At 71.0% G+C, this 21,246-nt stretch carries 15 protein-coding genes; 9 read left to right on the top strand and 6 right to left on the bottom strand.

The window, feature by feature from the left end; all coding sequences use genetic code 11:
- Nucleotides 1-38: 38 nt before the first annotated feature.
- Nucleotides 39-1,436: an MFS transporter gene (locus E4U91_RS34665; RefSeq protein ID WP_137310466.1), complete on the top strand. Its 1,398-nt coding sequence runs from the start codon at nucleotides 39-41 to the stop codon at nucleotides 1,434-1,436.
- Between the two features lie 102 nt (nucleotides 1,437-1,538).
- On the top strand, nucleotides 1,539-1,871 hold the full coding sequence (locus tag E4U91_RS34660; protein WP_371554239.1) for a hypothetical protein: 333 nt from the start codon (nucleotides 1,539-1,541) through the stop codon (nucleotides 1,869-1,871).
- Nucleotides 1,872-1,904: 33 nt separating this feature from the next.
- Here the strand turns inward: E4U91_RS34660 and ypfJ are convergent, their stop codons facing one another.
- The 4 genes from ypfJ to mmsA form a co-directional block, all read right to left on the bottom strand.
- Nucleotides 1,905-2,795 carry a KPN_02809 family neutral zinc metallopeptidase gene (ypfJ, locus tag E4U91_RS34655; RefSeq protein WP_137310464.1) on the bottom strand — a complete coding sequence of 297 codons (891 nt, stop codon included), beginning with the start codon at nucleotides 2,793-2,795 and terminating at the stop codon, nucleotides 1,905-1,907.
- A 171-nt stretch (nucleotides 2,796-2,966) separates the two neighbouring features.
- Nucleotides 2,967-4,076, bottom strand: coding sequence for a substrate-binding domain-containing protein (locus E4U91_RS34650; RefSeq protein ID WP_137310463.1), 1,110 nt, complete (start codon nucleotides 4,074-4,076; stop codon nucleotides 2,967-2,969).
- 158 nt (nucleotides 4,077-4,234) lie between these two features.
- A complete protein-coding gene (gene mmsB, locus E4U91_RS34645; protein ID WP_137310462.1) occupies nucleotides 4,235-5,533 on the bottom strand; it encodes a multiple monosaccharide ABC transporter permease in 1,299 nt (432 codons plus the stop codon).
- On the bottom strand, nucleotides 5,530-7,080 hold the full coding sequence (gene mmsA, locus E4U91_RS34640) for a multiple monosaccharide ABC transporter ATP-binding protein (protein WP_137310461.1): 1,551 nt from the start codon (nucleotides 7,078-7,080) through the stop codon (nucleotides 5,530-5,532). Before mmsA ends, mmsB begins: the two co-directional genes overlap by 4 nt.
- A gap of 271 nt (nucleotides 7,081-7,351) precedes the next feature.
- Here mmsA and E4U91_RS34635 point away from each other — a divergent pair, with 271 nt between their 5' ends.
- From E4U91_RS34635 to E4U91_RS34615, 5 genes are all read left to right on the top strand, one after another.
- Nucleotides 7,352-8,575 carry an ROK family transcriptional regulator gene (locus tag E4U91_RS34635; protein WP_241678790.1) on the top strand — a complete coding sequence of 408 codons (1,224 nt, stop codon included), beginning with the start codon at nucleotides 7,352-7,354 and terminating at the stop codon, nucleotides 8,573-8,575.
- Nucleotides 8,576-8,666: 91 nt separating this feature from the next.
- A complete protein-coding gene (locus E4U91_RS34630) occupies nucleotides 8,667-9,272 on the top strand; it encodes a dihydrofolate reductase family protein (protein WP_137310459.1) in 606 nt (201 codons plus the stop codon).
- A gap of 120 nt (nucleotides 9,273-9,392) precedes the next feature.
- Nucleotides 9,393-10,115 (top strand): hypothetical protein, encoded by a 723-nt coding sequence (locus E4U91_RS34625; RefSeq protein ID WP_137310458.1) that lies wholly within the window; start codon nucleotides 9,393-9,395, stop codon nucleotides 10,113-10,115.
- A gap of 1 nt (nucleotide 10,116) precedes the next feature.
- Nucleotides 10,117-10,536: a phage holin family protein gene (locus E4U91_RS34620; RefSeq protein ID WP_137310457.1), complete on the top strand. Its 420-nt coding sequence runs from the start codon at nucleotides 10,117-10,119 to the stop codon at nucleotides 10,534-10,536.
- On the top strand, nucleotides 10,512-11,177 hold the full coding sequence (locus tag E4U91_RS34615; RefSeq protein ID WP_137310456.1) for a DUF3618 domain-containing protein: 666 nt from the start codon (nucleotides 10,512-10,514) through the stop codon (nucleotides 11,175-11,177). Before E4U91_RS34620 ends, E4U91_RS34615 begins: the two co-directional genes overlap by 25 nt.
- 39 nt (nucleotides 11,178-11,216) lie before the next feature.
- Here E4U91_RS34615 and E4U91_RS34610 read toward each other — a convergent pair whose 3' ends face one another.
- Complete coding sequence (locus E4U91_RS34610; RefSeq protein ID WP_137310455.1) at nucleotides 11,217-13,004, bottom strand: lectin; 1,788 nt, start codon at nucleotides 13,002-13,004, stop codon at nucleotides 11,217-11,219.
- Between the two features lie 17 nt (nucleotides 13,005-13,021).
- Entirely contained in the window at nucleotides 13,022-15,814 is a 2,793-nt protein-coding gene (locus E4U91_RS34605) for a ricin-type beta-trefoil lectin domain protein (protein WP_174867966.1), read from the bottom strand.
- 1,199 nt (nucleotides 15,815-17,013) lie between these two features.
- Between E4U91_RS34605 and E4U91_RS34600 the strand changes: the two genes are divergently transcribed.
- Both E4U91_RS34600 and E4U91_RS34595 read left to right on the top strand, forming a co-directional pair.
- Entirely contained in the window at nucleotides 17,014-18,852 is a 1,839-nt protein-coding gene (locus E4U91_RS34600; RefSeq protein ID WP_168218225.1) for a TOMM precursor leader peptide-binding protein, read from the top strand.
- 434 nt (nucleotides 18,853-19,286) lie between these two features.
- Entirely contained in the window at nucleotides 19,287-21,215 is a 1,929-nt protein-coding gene (locus E4U91_RS34595; protein WP_168218224.1) for a TOMM precursor leader peptide-binding protein, read from the top strand.
- Nucleotides 21,216-21,246: the final 31 nt, after the last annotated feature.

The following is a 21,246-nucleotide window of genomic DNA, read 5'->3' as shown; positions in this document are numbered from 1 at the left end:
CTCTCCTCCTCCGCAGACCACACGGAACAGGTCACTCCATGGACTCCCAGAACGAACCCACCCCCTCGCACGACAGCGGCAGCACCGCCGCGCCCGAGCGCCCGGTGCAGTGGAGCAAGGTCATCGCCCTGGTGGGCGGCCAGGGCGTGTCGCTGGGCGGCGGATACGTCCTGCTCATCGCCATGAACTGGACGGCGATCCGGCTCGGCGGCTCCTCGGCCGTCACCGCCCTGATGCTCGCCGCGACCGTGCCGCGCGCGGTGATGCTGGTGTTCGGTGGCGCCGTCGCCGACCTGCTCGGTCCCCGTTTCGTGCTGCTGCGCACCACCTCGGCCCGGATCACGGTGCTCGCCGCGGGTGCCGCCGTGGTGGCCACCGCCCAGTCGCTGTGGCCGCTGATGGTGATCGCCGTGCTGGACGGGATGCTGTTCGGACTGTCCAGCCCGTCGACCGGGTCGATCATCCCCAACCTCGCCCGGCGCACCCACCTGGCGCGGGCCAACTCGCTGTACGCGATGGTGCTGCGGGTGGCCCCGATCGTGGGCTCCCCGGTCGGCGCCTGGCTGATCGCGGTGGGCCGGCTGTGGCAGGCGCTGCTGGTGACCGCGCTGACCAGCGCCGTGTGGCTGGCCTGCCTGGTGTACGTCACCCGGGGGCTGCCGCGGCCGGCCCGGGGGCGCCGGGACGGCGGGCTGGTCCGGCACTCCGCGGACGGCCTGCGGCTGCTGGCCGCGCACGGTCGGCTGCGCTGGATGTTCGTCGCCTCGCTCTGCCTGGACATGGCGTTCGGCTGGCCGATCGACGTGGCGCTGCCGCTCCTGGTGTCGGACCGGGGCTGGGGCGTCGGCGCGGTCGGTGTGATCATCGCGTCGTTCAGCGGCGGCGCGCTGTGCGCGAGCGCGGTGGGTGCCGTCCTGGCGCACCGCATCCCGGTGATGGTCCGGCTGGTGGTGTCGGGCGCGGGCATCGGCGCGGGGATCGGGGTGATGGCCCTGATGCCGTCGGTGACCGGCCTCGCGGTGGTCGCCGCCGGGGTGGGAGTGATGTCCGGGTTCAACGGCCCCGCCATCGTGACGGTGTACCAGCAGGCCGCGCCCGCCTCCCGGATGGGCGCCGCGATGTCGACCCTGGCCCTGGCGAGCATCGGCACGGGCCCGGTGTCCATCGCCCTGTTCAGCTCCCTGTCGGCGGGACTGGGCCTGCGCACGACGTGGCTGCTGTGCGCGGTGCTGGCCCTGGTGGCGCCGGCGGCCGTCCTCCTGGCGCTGCGTCACCCGGAGTCGGTCGAGGCCGAGGCCGAGGACGAGGACGCGGGAGCCGAGCGGACGACGACCGGGATCGCCGTCGAGGCGGCCCGTCCCGACACGGTGGGCGCGCCCACCCGGGAGGCGGCCCGTCCGGAGCCGGCCCCGCAGCCCGCCTCGACACCGGCGTGAACGACGCGGGGACACCCGTGCCGGGAAGGCCGGCCTCCACCGCCGGTCCCCGCCGCGCGCACCGCGGCGGGGACCGGCGGTGTGGCGTGCCGCTCGACCACAATGGTCGGCGTGGAAGCACACCAGTCGCCGGAGAAGACGCCCGACGGGCACTTCGTGGTGATCAAGGGCAGGAAGTGGCGGGCGACCGATCCGCTCGTCCCGGACGACGTGGGCGCCCGCCTTCGGCAGCACCTGATGTCGGCCCGTCGCGCGGTGCGTTCCGCGACGAGCGCGGGTGACGCGTCGGCCGAGCGGGCGGCGCGGGCCCGCGTGCAGCGGGCGAAGGTCGCACTGGGCGAGCGGGGCACCCCCTGGTGGGAGCAGTCCGACGGGGAGCGCCGTCGGCGCTGGGAGGAGGGACTCGCGGGCCTCGACGCCGGGGAGCACGGCTGAGGCCCGCAGGGGACGGCCGGCGGGGGCCGCCGGTCAGCCGAACGTGTCGCACTGGGCCATGTCGCCCGTGCGGTAGCCGCGCTGGAACCACTGCTGGCGCTGGGCGGCCGAGCCGTGGGTCCAGGTGTCGGGGGTCACCCGGCCCTGGAACTCCTGCTGGATGCGGTCGTCGCCGACGGCCGCGGCCGCGTCCAGCCCGTCACGGATGTCGGCGTCCGTGAGGCTCGTGATGAGGGGCCGGCCCGTGGTCTCGTCCTTGACGGTCGTGGCGTGGTGCGCCCACACGCCCGCGTAGCAGTCGGCCTGCAGTTCCGTCTTCACCGAGTCGCTGTCGGCGCCGGTGGCCCCGCTGCGGTGCTCGGACAGCGTGCCCTCGATGTCCTGCACGTGGTGGCCGTACTCGTGGGCCACCACGTACGCCTGGGCGAACGGGCCGCCCTGCGCCCCGAACTTGGTGCGCAGCTCGTCGAAGAAGCCGAGGTCGAGGTAGACGCGCTTGTCGCCGGGGCAGTAGAAGGGGCCCACCTCGGAGGTGGCGGCCCCGCACGCCGTACTCGTGCGCCCGCTGAACAGCACGGTGGGCGCCTCGGAGTAGGTGATCCGGTGGCGGCCGGACTCCTGCGACCAGTAGTCCTGGACACTGTTGACCACCGCGACGATCCGGCACTCGTCCTTGGTGTTGGCGTCCTGTCCCGTACGGCACTCCTGCTGGACCTGGCCCGCGGAGGACGAGGTCGGCGCCGGCGCGTCACCCCCGGACGACAGGCCCAGGTGGTCGGGGCTGATGCCGAGGAAGAGGCCCACGACCAGGACGACGAGGCCCACGATGCCGCCGCCGATGGTCGCGCCGCCGCCGGGGAGGCGGCTGCCCCTTTGGTCCTGCACCTCGGAGGTGTCCAGAGGGGCGTCGTCGTCGAACTGCATGGGGACCCGCCTTAGCCGCACGTCGTTGCCTGGATGTCGCTGCTCCTTGTACCCCCTCCGCGGTGTCTCGCGCCTGCGGGCTCGCGCCCGCTCCCCCGGGTGCGCGCACGCCGTCGCCCGCCCCGACGAGGACGGGACGGGCGACGGCCAGGGCGGTGGGTCGGGCGGTGGCTACTTGGTGAGCGGCGCCAGCTTGGGGTCGTTGGCGTAGGCCTGGGCGGCGTTCTGCTTCGTGACGATCACGGGCGGCAGGAGGTAGGCCGGCACGACCTTGACGCCGTTGTCGTACGACTTGGTGTCGTTGATGGTCGGCTTGTCGCCCTTCTGCAGGGCCTTGACCATGCCGACGGTCTCCGCGACGAGCTTGCGGGTGTCCTTGTTGATGGTCGAGTACTGCTCCCCCGCCATGATCGACTTGACCGACTCGACCTCGGAGTCCTGGCCGGTGACGACCGGGACGGGCTTCCCGGCGCCCTTGACCGAGGTGAGGATGGCGCGGGCCAGCGTGTCGTTCGGGGACAGCACGCCGTCCAGGGTCTTCTTGCCGCCGTAGGCGGACGTCAGCAGGGAGTCCATGCGCTGCTGCGCGTTCTCGGCCTTCCAGCCCTGGATCGCGGTCTGCTTGATGTCGGTCTGGCCCGAGCCGACAACGATGTCGCCCTTGTCGATGAGGGGCTTGAGCACCTGCATCGCGCCGTCGAAGAACACCTTGGAGTTGTTGTCGTCCGGCGAGCCGGAGAACAGCTCGATCGTCCACGGCCCCTTCGGCTTCTTGGCCTTCATGCCGTCGACGAGGGCCTGGCCCTGGAGCTGGCCGACCTTGAAGTTGTCGAAGGCGATGTAGTAGTCGACGTCCGGGGTGTTGGTGATGAGCCGGTCGTAGGCGATGACGACGGCGCCCTCGTCCTTGGCCTGCTTGACCTGGGTGGCGAGCTGGGAGGCGTCGGTGGCGCCGATGACGATGACCTTGGCGCCCTTGGTGACCATGGAGGAGATCTGCGCCTGCTGGTCGGCGACCGTGGTCGAGGCCCCCGCGTACTGGACGTCCGCCTTGAACCCGGCGTCCTTGAGGCCGTTGGTGAACAGGTCGCCGGCGAGCACCCAGTTCTCCGAGGTCTTGGAGGGCAGGGCGACCCCGATCAGGGAGTCCTTGGCGAAGCCCTTTCCGTCGGCGCCGTCGCTGCCGGCGGCGCCCTCGCGTTCGTTGGAGCAGGCCGTGCCCAGGGTGAGCAGGGCGGCGGCGCCGACGGCGGCGACGGTTCTGATGAGGGAGGTGCGCATGGTGGTGGAGAACCCTTCGTGCGTGCTGGGGGAAACCTGGTCGCGGGGGGATGAGCCGGTCACCCGGCTGTCAGGGGGCCGGGTGACCGGCCGTCGGGGGCAAGCGGGGGCGGGCCGTGGTGGGGCGCGCCGGCACCGCTCGGAGTACGGCCGGCGGGTCAGCCGGCCACCTTGGCCGTGTCGGCGTCCGGGGCCTGGGCCGGCACGGTCGCCGTCCCGGACGGGTCGTCCCGCCGGAAGGGCCGCATCAGTGTTCCCGTGACGGAGAAACGCCCGCGGCTCTTGTTGTAGACGTCGAGGGCGACGGCCAGCAGCAGGACGAGGCCCTTGATGATCTGCACCATGTCCGAGCCGACGCCCTCGAGTTGGAGGCCGTTGTTGAGCAGGGCCATCACCAGGCCGCCGACGATGGAGCCGCTGACGGTGCCCAGGCCGCCGGACACCGCCGCGCCGCCGATGAACACGGCCGCGATGGCGTCGAGTTCCCAGCTGAGGCCGTCCTGCGGGCCGGAGGCGGAGGACCGCGCCACGAAGATCATGCCGGCCAGCGCGGCCAGCACCGACATGTTCATCATGACGAAGAAGTTGACCCGCTTCAGCTTCACGCCGGACAGTTCGGCCGCCCGCGCGTTGCCGCCGACCGCGTAGATGTGGCGGCCCCCGATGGTGTTGCGGGTGTAGTGCGAGTAGGCCAGGACGAGGACGATCAGGATGATGCCGGAGATGGGCAGGCTGGTCCCGACCCGGCCGCCGGCGAACCGCAGCGTGGCGAAGACGATGACGGCGAGCATGACGGCCAGGCGGACGCCCGCGACCCACAGGGGGGCCGTGTCGGCCTTCATCTCCAGCCGGGTCCGGCGCGCCTGCCACTCGCGCCACACCACGGCCGCGCAGGCGGCGGCCCCGAGCAGCAGCGTGAGGTTGTTGTAGCCGGTGTCGGGGCCCACCTCGGGGAGGAAGCCCGCCCCGATCTTGCGGAAGCCCTCGGGCACGGGGACGGTGTCGGCGTTGCCGATGTACTGGTTTCCGCCGCGGAACAGCAGCATCCCGGCGAGGGTGACGATGAACGCCGGTACGCCGATGTAGGCGACCCAGAAGCCCTGCCAGGCGCCGATGGCCGCGCCGACGAGCAGGCCGAGCAGGATGCCAAGTGGCCAGGGCACGTCGTGCTCCTGCATGGCCTTGGCGACGACGATGCCGGTGAAGGCCGCGACCGAGCCGACCGACAGGTCGATGTGCCCGGCGACGATCACCATCAGCATGCCGATGGCCAGGATCAGGATGTAGGAGTACTGGCTGACCACGGCGATGAGGTTGCCGGAGGTCAGCGTCAGCCCGCCGGTCCAGATCTGGAACAGCAGGACGATGGCCACCAGGGTGAAGATCATGCCGAACTGGCGGGCGTTGGAGGTCGTGCCTCCGAAGAGGTTCTTCTGCAGGTCGGTGATGCGGCTCATGGCGTTCGGCTCTTCTTCGTCGCGGTCATCTTCTTCATGAGGACTTCGGGGTCGGCGTCGGCGCGGGCCACCTCGCCGGTGACGGCGCCCTCGAACACCGTGTAGATGCGGTCGCACAGGCCGATCAGCTCGGGCAGTTCGGAGGAGATGACGATCACGCCTTTGCCCTGGGCGACGAGCTGCTGGATGATCCGGTAGATCTCGAACTTGGCCCCGACGTCGATGCCCCGGGTCGGCTCGTCGAGGATCAGCAGGTCCGGGTCGGTGAACATCCACTTCGCCAGGACGACCTTCTGCTGGTTGCCACCGGAGAGCTTGACGACGCCCTCGTCGACGCTGGGCGTCTTGATGCGCAGGCTCTGGCGGTACTCCTCGGCCACCCGGTGTTCGCGCACCGGGTCGATCATCCGGCGCCGGGTGATCTTCGACAGTTTCGCGGACACCATCGAGGTCTTGATGTCGTCCAGCAGGTTGAGGCCGATGGACTTGCGGTCCTCGCTGACGTAGGCCAGTCCGTGGCGGATGGCGTCCGCGACGGTCTTCAGCCGGATCTCCGTGCCGTCCTTGACGACCCGCCCGGACAGCCAAGTGCCGTAGGAGCGGCCGAACAGGCTCATGGCGAGCTCGGTGCGGCCGGCGCCCATGAGCCCGGCGAAGCCGACGATCTCCCCGCGGCGGACGTGGAACGACGAGCCCTTGCACACCATGCGTTCGTCCGAGGCGGGGTGCCGCACCGTCCAGTCGCGCACCTCGAAGAAGACCTCGCCGATGTCGGGCGTGCGGTCGGGGAAGCGGCTGGCGAGCTCGCGGCCCACCATGCCGCGCACGATGCGGTCCTCGTCGACGCCGTCGCCGTGCACGTCGAGGCTCTCGATGGTGCGGCCGTCGCGCAGGATGGTGATGGTGTCGGCGACGGCCTCGATCTCGTTCAGCTTGTGCGAGATCATGATCGAGGTGATGCCCCGCTCCCGGAAGCCGCGCAGCAGGTCGAGCAGGTGCCGGGAGTCGTCCTCGTTGAGGGCCGCGGTGGGCTCGTCGAGGATGAGGAGCTTGACGTCCTTGGCGAACGCCTTGGCGATCTCCACGAGTTGCTGCTTGCCGACACCGATGTCCTTGATCAGGGTGTCGGGGTCCTCGCGGAGTCCGACCTGGTCCATCAGCTGAAGCGCCCGGCGCTGGGCCGTCTTCCAGTCGATGGCACCGCGCCGGCGCGGCTCGTTGCCGAGGAAGAGGTTCTCGGTGATCGACATCCCGGGCACCAGGGCCAGCTCCTGGTGGATGATGACGATGCCGGCCTGTTCGCTGGCCCGGATGTCGTGGAAGCGGACCTGTTCGCCCCGGTAGACGATGTCGCCGGAGTAACTGCCGTACGGGTGGACCCCGCTGAGCACCTTCATCAGCGTGGACTTGCCGGCGCCGTTCTCCCCGCAGATCGCGTGGATCTCGCCCTCCCGCACGACGAGGTTGACGTCGGCGAGCGCGGTGACGCCGGGGAACGTCTTGGTGATCGACCGCATCTCCAGCAGGTTCGGGCGGGTGGGCGTCATGGGCGGCGCTCCGCACCGCCCGGAACGCGCACCGGCGTCCCCGGACCTCCGGTCCTGCGGCATTGCATGGACATCAACTTGCCTCCGATGACACGGCCCCGGAGGGGCGTGTCCGAGATTTCGTCTGCTGCGGCACCGGACACTAAATCCATTTGTTTTACTAAGTCAATGGCCTGGTGGAGATAGGTTGGTGGGGGGCAACGAGAGAGGACCGCAGGTGCGGCAGGCAGGAACGAACCTTCCCAGGGTCGGGCGCTACAACAGGGCCGTCGTGCTCGACCAGATCCAGCTCGCCGACGGCATCAGCCGGGTCGAGATCGCCGAGCACACCGGCCTCACGCCGCAGACGGTGTCGGGCATCGTGCGCCGGCTGCTGGATGAGGGCATCGTCCGCGAGGACGGCGCGAGCAGGGTGGCCAGCGGCGGCAAGCCCCGCACCACGCTGCGCATCAACGCCGAGGCGGGCAGCGCCGTGGGCCTGCACTTCGACCCCGTGCAGCTCAGCTGCACCGTGGTGGACCTGCTGGGCCGTCCGCTGCTCGTCAAGAAGCGGCCCACGCACCCGGACGCCGACCCGCCCGAGGTCGTGAAGGCCATGGCCGAACTGGTCGCCGACGTCCTGGCCGAGACGGGCGTGGACCGCGACAAGATCCTCGGCCTCGGACTGGCCACGCCCGGGCCGATCGACCTCGAGCAGGGCGCGATCGTCGGCGCCCCGCAGCTGACCCGCTGGACCCGGGTCCCCGTGCAGCACATGCTCAGCGAGGCGACGGGACTGCCGGTGACGCTCGACAACGACGCCACCGCGGCCGCGGTCGGTGAGCGCTGGTCGGGGGCGGGCCGGGGCGTGGCGGACTTCGCCTACTTCTTCTTCGGCACCGGCGTCGGCGGCGGCCTCATCCTCAACCACCAGGTGTACCGGGGCGGTTCACTGAACGCGGGCGAGTTCGGGCACTCCTCGGTGCTGCCCGACGGCCCGGAGTGCTACTGCGGGAACCGGGGCTGTCTGGAGCGTCTGGTCAACCCCACGGCCATCGTGGCCGAGGTGCACCGCAGGCTCGCCGCCGGAGCCCACCCGGACAGCGCCCTCGCGCGCGCCTTCGCGCAGGACCCCGAGGCCGTCGACCACCCCGCCATCGGTCTGGCCGCGGCCGCGGGCGACCCGGTCGCCGCCGCGGTCGTCGACGAGAGCGCCGAGCACGTGGCCTCGGTGGCGGTCGACATCGCCAACTTCCTCGACGTGGACCTGATCGTCCTGGGGGGCCACGGCATCCAGCACGTCGAGTCGCGCTACGTGGAGGTCGTCGCCGCCACGCTCGCCCAGCGGCCCCTGTCGCGGCACGTGCGGGTCGTCGACGTCGAGGCGTCCTGGCTCGGGGTGGACGCGGCGGTCGTCGGGAGCGCGGCGCTCGTGCTGCACGCCACCTACTCCCCCCAGCTGTCGGCCCTGCTGGGCACGGGGACGCCGCCGGCGAGAAGGGCGGGCGGCCGCTGAGCACCCGGCCCCTCGCGGGAGCCGCCCGGGGCCGCCACCGATGAGTTTCCGATGACCCCGCCGTCTACCTCCTCGACGGAAGGAGCGCACCATGCGCAAGGTCATCGTTTGCACGTTCCTCACGCTCGACGGCGTCATGCAGGCACCGGGCGGCCCGGACGAGGACGCCACCAGCGGGTTCGAGCACGGCGGCTGGCAGAAGCCGGTGTCCGACGACGAGGTCGGCAACGCCATCGCCGGCTGGTACGAGCCCGCCGACGCGATGCTGCTCGGCCGCAAGACATACGAGATCTTCGCGTCGTACTGGCCGACCGCGGACCCCGGCAACCCGTTCACCGAGCGGATGAACGCCATGCACAAGTACGTGGCCTCCCGGACCCTGACGTCCGTCGACTGGCAGAACTCCAGCCTGCTGGAGGGCGACGTCGCCGACGCCGTCCGCGCGCTGAAGGCGTCCGACGGCGGCGACATCAACGTCGTCGGCAGCGGCGACCTCGCCCAGACCCTCATGCGGAACGGCCTGGTCGACGAGTACCGGCTGACCATCCACCCGGTGATCATCGGCAGCGGCAAGCGACTGTTCGCCGAGGGGGCGGTCCCCACCGCGCTGGAGCCGGTCAGCGTCACGACGACGAAGAGCGGCACGGTCCTCGCCGTCTACCGGCCGACGGGCGAGCCGAGCCACGACAGCTACTAGGGTCCCGCCACCGCTGGCCGCCCTGCAGATTTTCTCCCCGATCGCGAATCAAACGGACGTATCACGTCACTCGTCACCAAAGGGTCATGAACGGCATGCACCGGTGGTGAGGAGAGCGGCATGAGTCAGTCCGTACCGGAGAACAGCGGAAGGCTGCAGCAGGTCGGGGAGTCGGTCCGGGCGGAGACGACCGCCACGGCCGGCCAGACCCGCGAGGCAGCGGGCCAGGTCGCGAGCACGGCCGCGCAGCAGGCGAAGACCGTCGCCGACGAGGTGCGGAACCAGGCCGGCTCGGTCGTCGGGGACCTGCGGGGCCGCGTCATGGACGAGGCCGAGGGGCAGACCAGACGGGCCGCCGGGGTGCTGCGCCAGTGGGCGCACGACCTCTCCGAGCTGGCGGACAACGCCCCCGGGGACACCCCCGCGCGCGGTCTCACCGCGCAGCTGGCCGACCGCGGGCACCGCGCGGCCGACTACGTGGACCAGCACGGCGTCGAGGGCATCGTCGGGGACGTCCAGCGCTTCGCCCGACGGCGCCCGGGACTGTTCCTGGGCGGCGCGCTGGTGGCCGGTCTTGTCGCGGGGCGCCTGGGAAAGTCGGCGAGCAGGGCCGCGCAGTCGTCCGGCGGGGGGCAGGAGCAGGCCGCGGCAGCACTGCCGGCCGCGGGCACGGTCGAGCCGGACGGACCGACGCCCGCCCCGGGCTCGGGGCAGTGGACGCCGGCCCAGCCGGCCGAGGGCACTCCCCCGCCGGCCGTGCCGCCCGTCCCCGCGGCACCGCCGCCCGTCCCGCCCGCCACCGCCGGCCCCGCCGGCCTGACGCCTCCGCACCCGGGGGTGTGACATGGCGTCGTCCCCCCAGCCGGACCGCGCGGTCCCCTACGGCGAGGAGCCCTCGGTGGGCGTCCTGCTGTCGCGGGTGACCTCGGACGTCCAGACCCTGTTCCGCCAGGAGGTGGAACTGGCGAAGGCCGAGGTCAAGCAGGAGGCCACCAAGGCGGGCAAGGCGGCGGGCATGTACGGGGGCGCCGGGTTCGCCGGCTACATGGTCCTGCTGTTCCTGTCCCTCGCCGCCGTCCTGGGCCTGTCCAACGTGATGGACGGTGGCTGGGCGGCCCTGATCGTCACCGCCGTCTGGGCCGTGGTCGCGGGCGTGCTCTACGCCCAGGGCCGCTCCCGTATGCGCACCGTCTCCCCCACTCCCGAGCGGACCGTCGAAACGATGAAGGAGAACACCCGATGGGCACGTCACCCGACCAAATGAGGGCGGAGATCAACGCCACCCGCGACCGTCTGTCCGACGACGTCAGCCGGCTCGCCGACCACGCCAGCCCCCGGCACATCGTGCGCCGCCGCACCGACCGCGTGCGCGGCACCTTCACCGGCTTCAAGGAGCAGATCATGGGTTCCGCCTCCGACACCGCGCACGGCCTCGCGGGCGGTGCCCGCTCGGCGGCGGGCTCCCTGCAGGACGGCGCCGGGCAGGTCACGGACACGACGCGCGACACCGCCCAGCAGGCGGGCGAGATGCTCAGCCAGGCACCCGAGCAGGCCCGGCGGCAGACGCAGGGACATCCGCTGGCCGCCGGCCTGATCGCCTTCGGCGTCGGGGTCCTGGCCTCCTCGCTCCTGCCCACGACGGAGACGGAGGAGCAGGCCGCCTCCTCGCTGGTCGAACAGGGCAAGGAGTCCCTGGAACCCGTCAAGCAGGCCGCCCTCGACTCCGCGCAACACCTCAAGGAGCACGCCAGGGACGCGGCGCAGTCCGCGGCCGAGGAGGTCAAGGGCACCGCACAGGACGCCCTGCGCACCACCCAGGACGAGGCCCGCGACCAGGCCGGCACGGTCGCCGAACAGGCCCGAGGCTCCGCACAGCAGGTCACGGAGGACACCAAGCAGGGGTGAGGCGAGGGGCGGGCCTGGTCGCACGGCCCGCCCCAGGGCTCAGGAGGGCAGGGCCCATTTCTGGTTGGGGCCGGTGTGGCAGGTCCACAGGTGGACCGGGGTGCCGTCGTTCCAGGTGCCACCGGAGGCGTCGAGGCACTTGCCCGACTGCGGATTGCGGACCGTGCCGTCCGGCTGCGGCGCCCACTTCTGGGCTCCCGTGCCGTTGCACGTCCACAGCTGGACCTTCGTGCCGTCGGCAGCGCCACCACCGGAGACGTCCAGGCACTTGCCCAACGCCCGCACGGTGCCGTCCGTGCCCACCGTCCACGTCTGGGCGGCCGTGCCGTTGCACGTCCACAACTGGACCTGCGTACCGTCACCCGTGGCGCCGCCCGCCACGTCCAGGCACTTGCCGTTGACCCCCCGCACCGCACCCGGGACGGGGACGGGCGGGGTGGTGCCGCCGTCCGCGTCGATCCGGATGTTGCGGAAGGACACGTCGTCACCGTCGCCGTGGTTCTGGATGCCGATGTAGCCCTGTTGGAGGCTGCGGGCGGGGTCGGTGTTGGTGAAGTCGTTGATCTTGCGGCCGTTGAGGAAGACCTCCAGTCGTTCGCCGGTGACCCTCAGTTCGTACGTGTTCCACTCCCCCGGCGGATTGAGCGCCGCGTCACGCGCCGCCAGGTCGGCGGACCGGAACCCGTACACGGCGCCCGTCGTCCGGTCGGGGGTGTCGGTGGCGTCGATCTGGATCTCGTACCCGTTGTTCACCGCCGACCAGGGGTCGTCGGAGGCGGGGAAACCGAGGAAGACACCGGAGTTGTCGTCGCCGGCGGCCTTCCAGTCGAGCTTCAGGGAGTACGAGCCGGTGAACTCCTTGGCCGCGTACCAGAGCAGGCCCAGTCCGCCGTAGGAGGAGAGGCTGCCGTCGGTGAGGGTGAAGCCCCCGGGACCCGCCTGCCGCCAGCCGCTGGTGGAGGAGCCGTCGAACAGAGCGGTGTAGCCGTTCTCGGGGCGGCAGTCCGCCTCGGTCATGCCCGCGGCCCAGCGGATGCCACCCAGGAGGTGGCGCCGGAAGGCGGTGTCACCGTACGACTCCTCGGTGTGACCGCCCCCGGTGTAGAAGGCCCTGCCTCCCTGGTAGTCCTTGCACCAGGCGATCGGGTGGTCGCCGGACATGTTCCCGCCCGAGTAGCTCGACTCGTCGAGGGAGGCGAGGACGTGGGCGGTGGTGCGGGGGTTCGTGCGGTAGTTGTACCACTCGTCCGTGCGCTGCCAGGTGGCGCCGAGGTGGGCGGTGGCGTCGTGGGCCCGGTCCTCGACCCGGACGGTGGCCGACTGGACGGCGGGGTGGGAGTGGAACAGGGCGCCGGCCAGGCCTTCGTAGAAGGGCCAGTTGTACTCGGTGTCGGCGGCCGCGTGGATGCCGACGTATCCGCCGCCGCCGTTGATGTACTGCTGGAAGGCGGTCTGCTGGGCGTCGCCGAGGACGTCCCCGGTCGTGGAGAGGAAGACGACGGCCTTGTACTGGCCGAGGTTGCCGGTGGTGAAGACCTGGGGGTCCTCGGAGGCGTCCACGGTGAAGTTGTTCGCCGAGCCGAGGGCGCGGAGTGCCGAGATGCCCTCGTCGATGGACGAGTGCCGGAAGCCGGCGGTCCGGGAGAACACGAGGATCTTGTACGCCGGGTCGGCCGCCGCCGGCTTCGCGGCGGGGACCTCCGGTGCCGTCCGGCGGACCGTGTCGGTGGGCTGGTGCGCCGGTTCGGGCGCTGCGGTGGCTTGCGGAGTCAGGCAGAGCAGGAGGCCGGTGAACAGGCCGATGGCCGCTCGGAGTCGCGTACGCATGTCAAGCCGCCTCCTTCCTAAGGCAGGGTCCATTTCTGGTTGGGGCCGGTGTGGCAGGTCCACAGGTGGACGGGCGTGCCGTCGTTCCAGGTGCCGCCCGAGGCGTCGAGGCACTTGCCCGACTGCGGATTGCGGACCGTGCCGTCCGTCTGCGGCGCCCACCTCTGGGCTCCCGTGCCGTTGCACGTCCACAACTGGACCTTCGTCCCGTCGGCAGCGCCACCACCGGAGACGTCCAGGCACTTGCCCAACGCCCGCACGGTGCCGTCCGTGCCCACCGTCCACGTCTGGGCGGCCGTCCCGTTGCACGTCCACAACTGGACCTTCGTCCCGTCGGCAGCGCCACCACCGGAGACGTCCAGGCACTTGCCCAACGCCCGCACGGTGCCGTCCGTGCCCACCGTCCACGTCTGGGCGGCCGTCCCGTTGCACGTCCACAACTGGACCTGCGTACCGTCACCCGTCGCGCCGCCCGCCACGTCCAGGCACTTGCCGTTCACCCCCCGCACCGCACCCGGCACGGATCCGCCGCCGGAGGTGGTGAAGGAGAACTCGTCGATGTCGAACAGGGCGCCGCTGCCGCCCTTGAAGACGAGGTACAGCCGCGTGGACCCGCCGGGCTGGTCGTGGAGCGCGGCGGTCACGTCCTGGAAGGTCTCCCAGCCGCCGGTGACCGGGACGGTCGCCGTGCCGAGGAGGGTGCCGGTCGGCGAGCCGGCGCGGACCTCGATGGTTCCGCCCGCACCCGCGGAGGAGACCCGGGCCGTGAAAGTACCGGTGCCGGCGAGGGCGTACGGCGTGAAGGAGATCCAGTCGCCGTTGTCGACGTTGCCGACGGTCTTGCCCCCGTGGGCCGGGGCGTGGGTGATGACGTCGACGCCGGAGGAACTGCCGAAGTGCTCGGCCTGGCGGTGCGAGGGCTGGGTGATGTGCTGGTCGTGTGCGGTCAGGGCGGGCTGGCCGCCCGCGCCCTTGTCGGTGTACTCGGCGTCGATGACACCGAAGATGTTGGCGTTGGGGTCGTGTTCGCCGTCGGCCAGGGTCTGCAGGGTGCCGGTGCATCCGGTCGCCGAGGTCTGCGGGTGGCCGTGACTGTCGTGTCCGACGATGAACGAGACCTTCACCTTGGCGCAGTCGATGGTGCCGTCCTCCGGATCGGTCACCGTCACCCGGAACGGGATGGCGTCGCCGAAGTCATGGATGCTGCCGTCGGCCGGCAGGTCGAGCCGTACGGTGGGGGCGGTGTTGCCGACCGTGATCTGCACGGACGCGGTCGCTGTCTTCCCGGTCGGGTCGGTCACCTTCAGCGTGGCCGTGTACTGGCCGTTGGTGGTGTAGGTGTGGGAGGGGTCGGCGGCGGTGGAGGTCGCTCCGTCGCCGAAGGTCCAGGCGTGGGTGAGGGCGCCGCCGTCCGGATCGAAGCTGCCGGCGGAGGAGAAGGAGACGGTCAGGGGTGCCCGGCCGGAGGTGATGTCGGCCCTGGCCTGCGCGGTCGGTGCGAGTCCGCCGGTGACGTGCTCGATCCGGTACAGGGCGGAGTTCGCATCACCGTTGAAGTAACCGGTGCCGTAGTCCAGGACGTAGAGGGCGCCGTCGGGGCCGAAGGCCATGTCCATCACCTGGGTCCCGCTCCAGGGGACGGAGTTGATGGAGTGCACGGTGCCGTCGGTCCCGGCCTCGATGCGCTTGATCCAGCGGCGCCCGAACTCGCCCGCGAAGAAGTCGCCGTCGTACTCCTGCGGGAACTTGACCTCGGAGGTCGACGCGGCGTCGTAGCGGTAGACGGGACCGCCCATCGGCGACTCCGAGCCACCGCCGAACTCCGGCACGGAGGTGCCGTTGTAGGGGATCCAGGCCGGCTGTGCCGGCGGCAGGTCGGTGAGACCGGTGTTGCGCGGTGAGGTGTTCCTGGGCGCGGCGCAGTTGAAGGTCGTGCCCGAGCTGCCGGTGGCGAAGTCGTAGTCGACGTAGGCGTCGTTCTTGCCGGTGCAGTACGGCCAGCCGTAGTTGCCCGCCCGGGTGATGCGGTTGAACTCGACCTGCCCCTCGGGTCCTCGACCGGGTGAGGCGGTTCCGGAGTCGGGACCGTAGTCGCCGAGGTAGACGATGCCGGTCGCCTTGTCGACGCTCATCCGGAACGGATTGCGGAAGCCCATCGCATAGATCTCGGGACGGGTCCTGGCGGTGCCGGGCGCGAAGAGGTTGCCGCTCGGGACGGAGTACGACCCGTCGGCGTCGACCTTGATGCGCAGCACCTTTCCGCGCAGGTCGTTGGTGTTGCCCGCGGAACGCTGGGCGTCGTAGGCGGGGTTGCGGGAGGGGCGCTCGTCGATGGGCGTGAAGCCGTCCGAGGCGAACGGGTTGCTGTCGTCGCCGGTCGACAGGTAGAGGTTGCCGGCCGCGTCGAAGTCGATGTCCCCGCCCACGTGGCAGCAGATGCCGCGGGAGGCCGGAACGTCGAGGATCTTCTTCTCGCTGGCCGGGTCCAGGGTGCCGTCGGTCTTCAGCACGAACCGCGAGAGCCTGTTGACCCCGTCGAACGGGGTGAAGTCCGAGGCCGAGCCGTCGGAGGGGGCGTCCCCGCCCGGTGTGCTCAGCTGAGGGGCGTAGTAGAGGTAGACGTAGCGGTTGGAGGCGAAGCCCGGGTCGGCCGCGATGCCTTGCAGGCCTTCCTCGTCGTGGCTGTAGACGCTGAGCCTGCCCGCCACGGAGGTGTTGCCGGCCGCGTCGGTGAGCCGGACGGTGCCATCGCGCGAGGTGTGCAGTACCGATCGGTCCGGCAGGACCGTCAGGGTCATGGGCTCGCCCATCTCGGCCACGCCCTTGGCGAGCGTGACCTGCTGGAACACCGGGTCCGCCGCGCTCGCGGCGGCCGTCCGGTCCGGCGCCGCGGCGGCCGCGGTGCCGGGGATGAGGCAACCGACGGCACAGGTCACCGTCAGCGCCAGCGTGCGGAGGAGCCCGGGTCTGGGCAGTTCTGTGCGCACAGAGTCTCCCGAGGGGTGGGGGTGTCCGCCGGGACACGAAACGTCCCGACGGGGGGAGAACAGGCGCGCGCCGTCGCGCCGTTGGGCCGGCCACCAGTGCATGGCCGGTTCGTTTCAAGGAAGTTAGCGGCCTTGGTCCCGAGGCGTAACCCCTTTCGCACGCGATCCTTCGACTTTTTCCTTGATCAGGACAAAGCCTGTCGCCCCGCCACAGCCACCGGTGGCGCGTCCAGCCGGTGCTGCGGACCATCGGCCGGCCCTCGCACGCGGCCCCGTGCCCCTGATCCGCGAGCCGGGCACACCTCTTTGCGAACGGAATCGCGATGTCGCACTCAGGGGGCGCACCCCTTAGGGGTTACCGTCGGTCACTCGGCAACTTCGCGTGAGGTCAATGCGCTTGGCCGGCTGCGGCCCGTCGGCGAATTGCTGTCCGGTTGGGCGTGTCGGACAGCAAACGCAGGTTGCGCAGTAAGTCGATGGGTCTCGGGAAAGGTCCGTCGACGAAACCGGGGAAAGCTTCGGAGGACAGCGACATTTCGACCGCTGCTTTCATGATCCGCCGGTGACTTCGGGGGACGTGTCGGGGGCGCCGTTTTCTTGAGATGTTCCACGGAGTGTTGACGCCGTCCTCGCGGGGGCTACACAATCCTCCCCGGTGGACGCGGGTAGCGGTGCCCCACCGTCGGCGCATGATCCTGCGAGGGGACGATATGCGAACGGTTGACGATGCACCTCTGGCAGACTTAAGACCTCGGCTACGCAATGACGTGGTATTCCTTCGCGTAGACACCGGCATTTATCTCAGGAGTTCGGATACTTCCTGCGTCCTGAAAGGCGCGGGTGCGTATGAGTGGATGTCCGTCCTCGGACCTCGGATGACCGGCGAACACACCGTCGCGGAATTATGTGAAGGGCTGGACGACACTCGACGCGAAACAGCCGTCGGACTCATGCGAACACTTCTCCGCCGAGGCTTCGCGCGGGCCGTCGAGCCCCCTGACGTGCGGACGCTTCCTCCTGGCGTGTTAGATCTGTTCGCGCCGCAGATAAACTTCGTAGAGCATTTCATGCACGGGGACCGACGGACGCCGCAGGAGCTTTTCGCCCGGTTCCGATCCTCCCGGGTGCTGGTCAGTGGTCCACCGGAGGACGTCGCAGCAGCGGCGGTGCACGGACTGCTGCGCAACGGCCTCGCCGAGGTGTCACTCGACGACGCCGCGTGGGGGCGGGAGTTCGACCGTGAGACCGCACGGCTCACGGACGCGGGCGCACCGGCGCAGGTCGTCCTGCTGCCGCCGACCCAGGTGGATCCGACCGCGTTCGACACAGTGGTCGCCGTGGCCGGCGGGTCGGGCAGCGGCAGGCTCCTCGAATTGACCAGACGACTGCACGGTGCCGTGCGAGGCCCACGGCTGATCCCGGTGGTGGCCGACGGCAAGCGTATGGTCCTGGGTCCGGTCTCCGGGCCCGCCGAGCAACCGTGCTGGGTGTGCGCGCAACTTCGCCTGTCCGCCAACTCCGATCCCCGGCTCACGGCGGACTTCTGGCGGAAGCTGGCGGTCGGCCCGGTCGGCCTCGAGGCCCCGGACGGCAGCGCGGTGGCGCGGTCCATGGTGGGCAACGCCCTGGCGTTCGAGATCTTCAGGCTGCGTACCGCCCAGTTGCAACCGGACGACGAGCGGCACGCCGTGATCCAGGATCTGACCACGCTCGAGTCCCGGCGTGAACGCGTGCTGCCCCACCCCGGATGCCCGATGCCCCACCGGCAGGTGCCGCCCGACGACGACATGCGACCGCCCACGGACCACAGCGAGGCATACGGACGCGCGGCTGCCCTGATCTCCCCGGACGTGGGCCTGATGTCGGGATGGACCGATGACTCGATCCGCCAGATACCGCTCAAGACGGGCCGGGTGCGGCTGGGACCGGCCGGGGCCCTGACGGACGGTGCACGCGAGATCGTCGCGTTCGACATTGACACGGTGCTGGTCGCCCGCACCCGTTCGGTGCAGGCGGCCGTATCCGGTTACGTGGGTCGGCTCGGCCCCGTCGGGCCGCCGGCCGAGGCGCCTTGGGCGGGCGCCGCAGTGATGCCGGCCGAGCGGCTCGCCCTGTACAGCGGCGTGGCCGCCCCCGGTGAGCGGACGGCGGACCCGCTGATGTGCGCGGTGTCACTCCACGACGGAAGCCGATGGCAGGTTCCGGCTGCGGCCGTCTACCCGCTGTCGTCGGCCAACTCCCGGTTGACGTTCGAGCCGAGCGCCGCCGGGGCGGCCGCCGACTGGACCGTGGCGGGCGTACAGGAGAGAGGGCTGTGCTCGGCGCTGGCCCATCGCGGGCTCGTTCGTGCGACCACCGGCGACGACCCGGTCCTCCCACTCGCCGACGGCTGGCTGAGCGGTGACGACGAGACGGCCTTCGCGCTGGGCAGCTTGCGGCCCATCGGCCGACGCGGCCGGGTGTACGCGTTGCCCGGTGCTGCACCGTCGTTCGCCGTTCTCGCCGTCGTCGAGGACATCGGCGGCGAGGTGATCGACTGGGCGATCGGCTCGGCGTTGTCGGTGCGCGCCGCGGTGCGCGAGGCGGTGCGGGACGCCGTCGGACTGGCGGTCGGCCGGCACTACGAGGGCGCACCCATGGACCCCGGCGACCCGCTGATGGCGGACTTCGACCCGAGGACGCTGGCAGAGGGCGACGCGCAAGCCGAGTGGTCCTTCGACCACCCGGGGGTGCTCATGCCTGAAGTGCTCGAACTGCTGGACGCCGACGGCACGCGCACCCTCTTCGTCGACACGACCACGATCGATCTGCGCGCCATCCGCGGAATGGTCACGGGCACGATCCTGCTCGCTGCGACCTAGCCGAGCAGTGGGCCGGTCCGCGCCGGCCGAGGCGCGCCACGGTTCTCGGAACAGCCGTTCCGGGTGCACATCCAGCACATTCCACTCACGAGAGGGTCGCCATGTCCGTTGACCTGAAGGACGAACTCAGCGCTCTGGAGAGCGCGACGTTCGAGATCGAGGAAATGACGGACGAGTCGGTCGAGTTGGCTTGGTCCAGCTCCTCCTGCTCCTGCTCGAGCTGCTGCTCGTGTTCCACGAGCAGCTGCTGCTCCTGCTCCTCCAGCACCAGCTGACGCCGTAGCCGACCGGGCCGGTGCCCAGGTGCCCCGGCCCGGCACTCCGGCTGACCCGTGCGGCTGCCTGGCAGGACGGTCTCCGCCGACGTGACAGGCAGCCGCACACCCCCATCTTCGGAGCGACTGGGTGAACGCATGAATGTGGTGTCGAGCACGATGACCACCGCGACGGTCCCGGACGACCAGCGGGTGACCGACGTCGTCCGCGAGTACCTGGCCGGGCACGCCGGAGCCGGCGTCACGGTCGACGTCGGGGTGCTCGGCCGACCCGTGCGGTCCGGGCCGGGCGTGGCGCGGGAGGCCGGTCGTCTGGTCTACCCGGTGCGCCTCTACGGCGGGTACGTGCTGATGGGCCCACTGCACCGGGCCGACGGCACCAGTCAGCCGTGCGGACGCTGCCTGGAACGCCGCTGGCTGGCGCTGCGTCCGGTCGAGGAACGCCGGCCGATCGAGGACGGCGCGGACGTGTGGGTCGCGGGCGACGAGCTCTCGCTCACCTCCTTCGCCCTGGAACAGGTCGCACACATCGTGCGGGCTGAGACGGCCGACGCCGGACCGGCCCCCGGAGAACGGCGGATCGGGCGGATCGTGGAACTGCGGACCCGTGACCTGACGGTCAACCGGCACACCCTGATCGCCGACTCCGAGTGCGAGCGATGCGCCACGCCGGCACCCGACACCGCCGAGGAGGCGATCCTGTCGCTGAGCCCGCGACCCAAGGCTCGTCCGACCAGCTACCGGGGCGCGTCGGCGGCGGATCTCAACCTGCCGATCACTGGTCTCGTCAACGAGGTGTGCGGGGCTCTGGCAAGCTCCGCCCGCCGCGTGTACCAGTGCAGCGCGACACTGCCGGTCAGCGGATACTTCCGGGTGCGCAGCAAGTACGACTACCACGAGATGTGGTGGAGCGGACAGTCGCAGAGCTCGGCGAGCAGCGAGCGCTACGGCATCCTGGAGGGCCTGGAACGCTACGCCGGACAGTATCCGCGGGCCAAGCGGCCCGACGTGTACGCCAGTTATCGCGAACTCGCCCCGGACGCCCTCGACCCGGCGACGACGGGGGCCTACCGTCCGGAGTTCTACATCGGGCACAACGACTACTACCAGCCGTACCACCCCGACACTCCGACCCACTGGGTGTGGGGTTACTCCTTCGGCGAGCAGCGGCCCCTGCTCGTACCCGAGCAGCTCGTCTTCTACCTGGACCGCCGTCCGGACCGGAAGTTCGTCCAGGAGTGCTCCAACGGCTGTGCCAGCGGCAGCGGCGTGGAGGAGGCCCTCCTGCACGGCATGCTCGAGCTCATCGAGCGCGACGCGTTCCTGCTGTGCTGGTACGGCGGGGCCAGGCTGCCGGAGATCGACCCGGAGACCTGTGACGACGAGGAGGTTCACTTCGTACTGGACCGGGTGGCAAGGTTGGGCTACCGGATGCGGCTGTTCGACATGCGGGTGGACATCCCGGTCCCCGCCGTGATGGCGGTGGCCGAACGGCTGGACGGTGGGCTGGGCAGGCTGTGCTTCGCCGCGGGCGCGAGTCTCGACCCCGTGCAGGCAGTGCGCGCAGCCATCGCCGAGACGGCTTCCTACATCCCGGGCATGGACGAACGGGTGGAAGCGAAACTCCCTGCCCTGCGCGCGATGGTCACCGACTACGGCCGGGTGCACGAACTCACCGACCACGCGCTGCTGTACGGCCTGCCGGAGATGGCGCCGACCGCTGACTTCCTGCTGGACGCGCCGCCGCGCCGGTCGATGGACGAGCTGTACGGCCCGTGGCTCGCGCGGCGCCCCGGAACGCTGGACCTGGCCGACGACGCGCGGTTCGTGATGGACCGGCTGCACGACGTCGGCAGCGATGTCATAGCGGTGGACCAGACCTGCCCCGAGCAGGACGGCACCGGCATTCGCACGCTGTGCGTGCTGGCCCCGGGACTGGTGCCGATCGACTTCGGCTGGGAGCGGCAGCGTGTCCTGGACCACCCGCGGCTGCGGGCCTACCTCGACGGCGCCCTGACCGAGATCCACTCGCGTACAGAGGGGTTCGGTCCCACGGGACCGAACCGCAGTCCCCACCCGTTCCCGTAACCGTTCCCGCCGGCATCGGGCCCGGCGTGCA

Origin of the sequence: Streptomyces lasalocidi (assembly GCF_005280215.1) — a bacterium.
Lineage (GTDB): Bacteria > Actinomycetota > Actinomycetes > Streptomycetales > Streptomycetaceae > Streptomyces > Streptomyces longwoodensis.
This window is presented reverse-complemented; position numbering and strand designations above follow the sequence as displayed.

Coding starts and splice junctions, on each gene's coding strand:
- E4U91_RS34615 (WP_137310456.1), top strand. CDS start 10,512: ATGGGCACGTCACCCGACCAAATGAGGGCGGAGATCAACGCCACCCGC.
- E4U91_RS34595 (WP_168218224.1), top strand. CDS start 19,287: ATGACCACCGCGACGGTCCCGGACGACCAGCGGGTGACCGACGTCGTC.
- E4U91_RS34650 (WP_137310463.1), bottom strand. CDS start 4,076: ATGCGCACCTCCCTCATCAGAACCGTCGCCGCCGTCGGCGCCGCCGCC.
- E4U91_RS34630 (WP_137310459.1), top strand. CDS start 8,667: ATGCGCAAGGTCATCGTTTGCACGTTCCTCACGCTCGACGGCGTCATG.
- ypfJ (WP_137310464.1), bottom strand. CDS start 2,795: ATGCAGTTCGACGACGACGCCCCTCTGGACACCTCCGAGGTGCAGGAC.
- E4U91_RS34620 (WP_137310457.1), top strand. CDS start 10,117: ATGGCGTCGTCCCCCCAGCCGGACCGCGCGGTCCCCTACGGCGAGGAG.
- E4U91_RS34610 (WP_137310455.1), bottom strand. CDS start 13,004: ATGCGTACGCGACTCCGAGCGGCCATCGGCCTGTTCACCGGCCTCCTG.
- E4U91_RS34625 (WP_137310458.1), top strand. CDS start 9,393: ATGAGTCAGTCCGTACCGGAGAACAGCGGAAGGCTGCAGCAGGTCGGG.
- mmsB (WP_137310462.1), bottom strand. CDS start 5,533: ATGAGCCGCATCACCGACCTGCAGAAGAACCTCTTCGGAGGCACGACC.
- E4U91_RS34605 (WP_174867966.1), bottom strand. CDS start 15,814: ATGGGCGAGCCCATGACCCTGACGGTCCTGCCGGACCGATCGGTACTG.
- E4U91_RS34660 (WP_371554239.1), top strand. CDS start 1,539: ATGGTCGGCGTGGAAGCACACCAGTCGCCGGAGAAGACGCCCGACGGG.
- E4U91_RS34665 (WP_137310466.1), top strand. CDS start 39: ATGGACTCCCAGAACGAACCCACCCCCTCGCACGACAGCGGCAGCACC.
- mmsA (WP_137310461.1), bottom strand. CDS start 7,080: ATGACGCCCACCCGCCCGAACCTGCTGGAGATGCGGTCGATCACCAAG.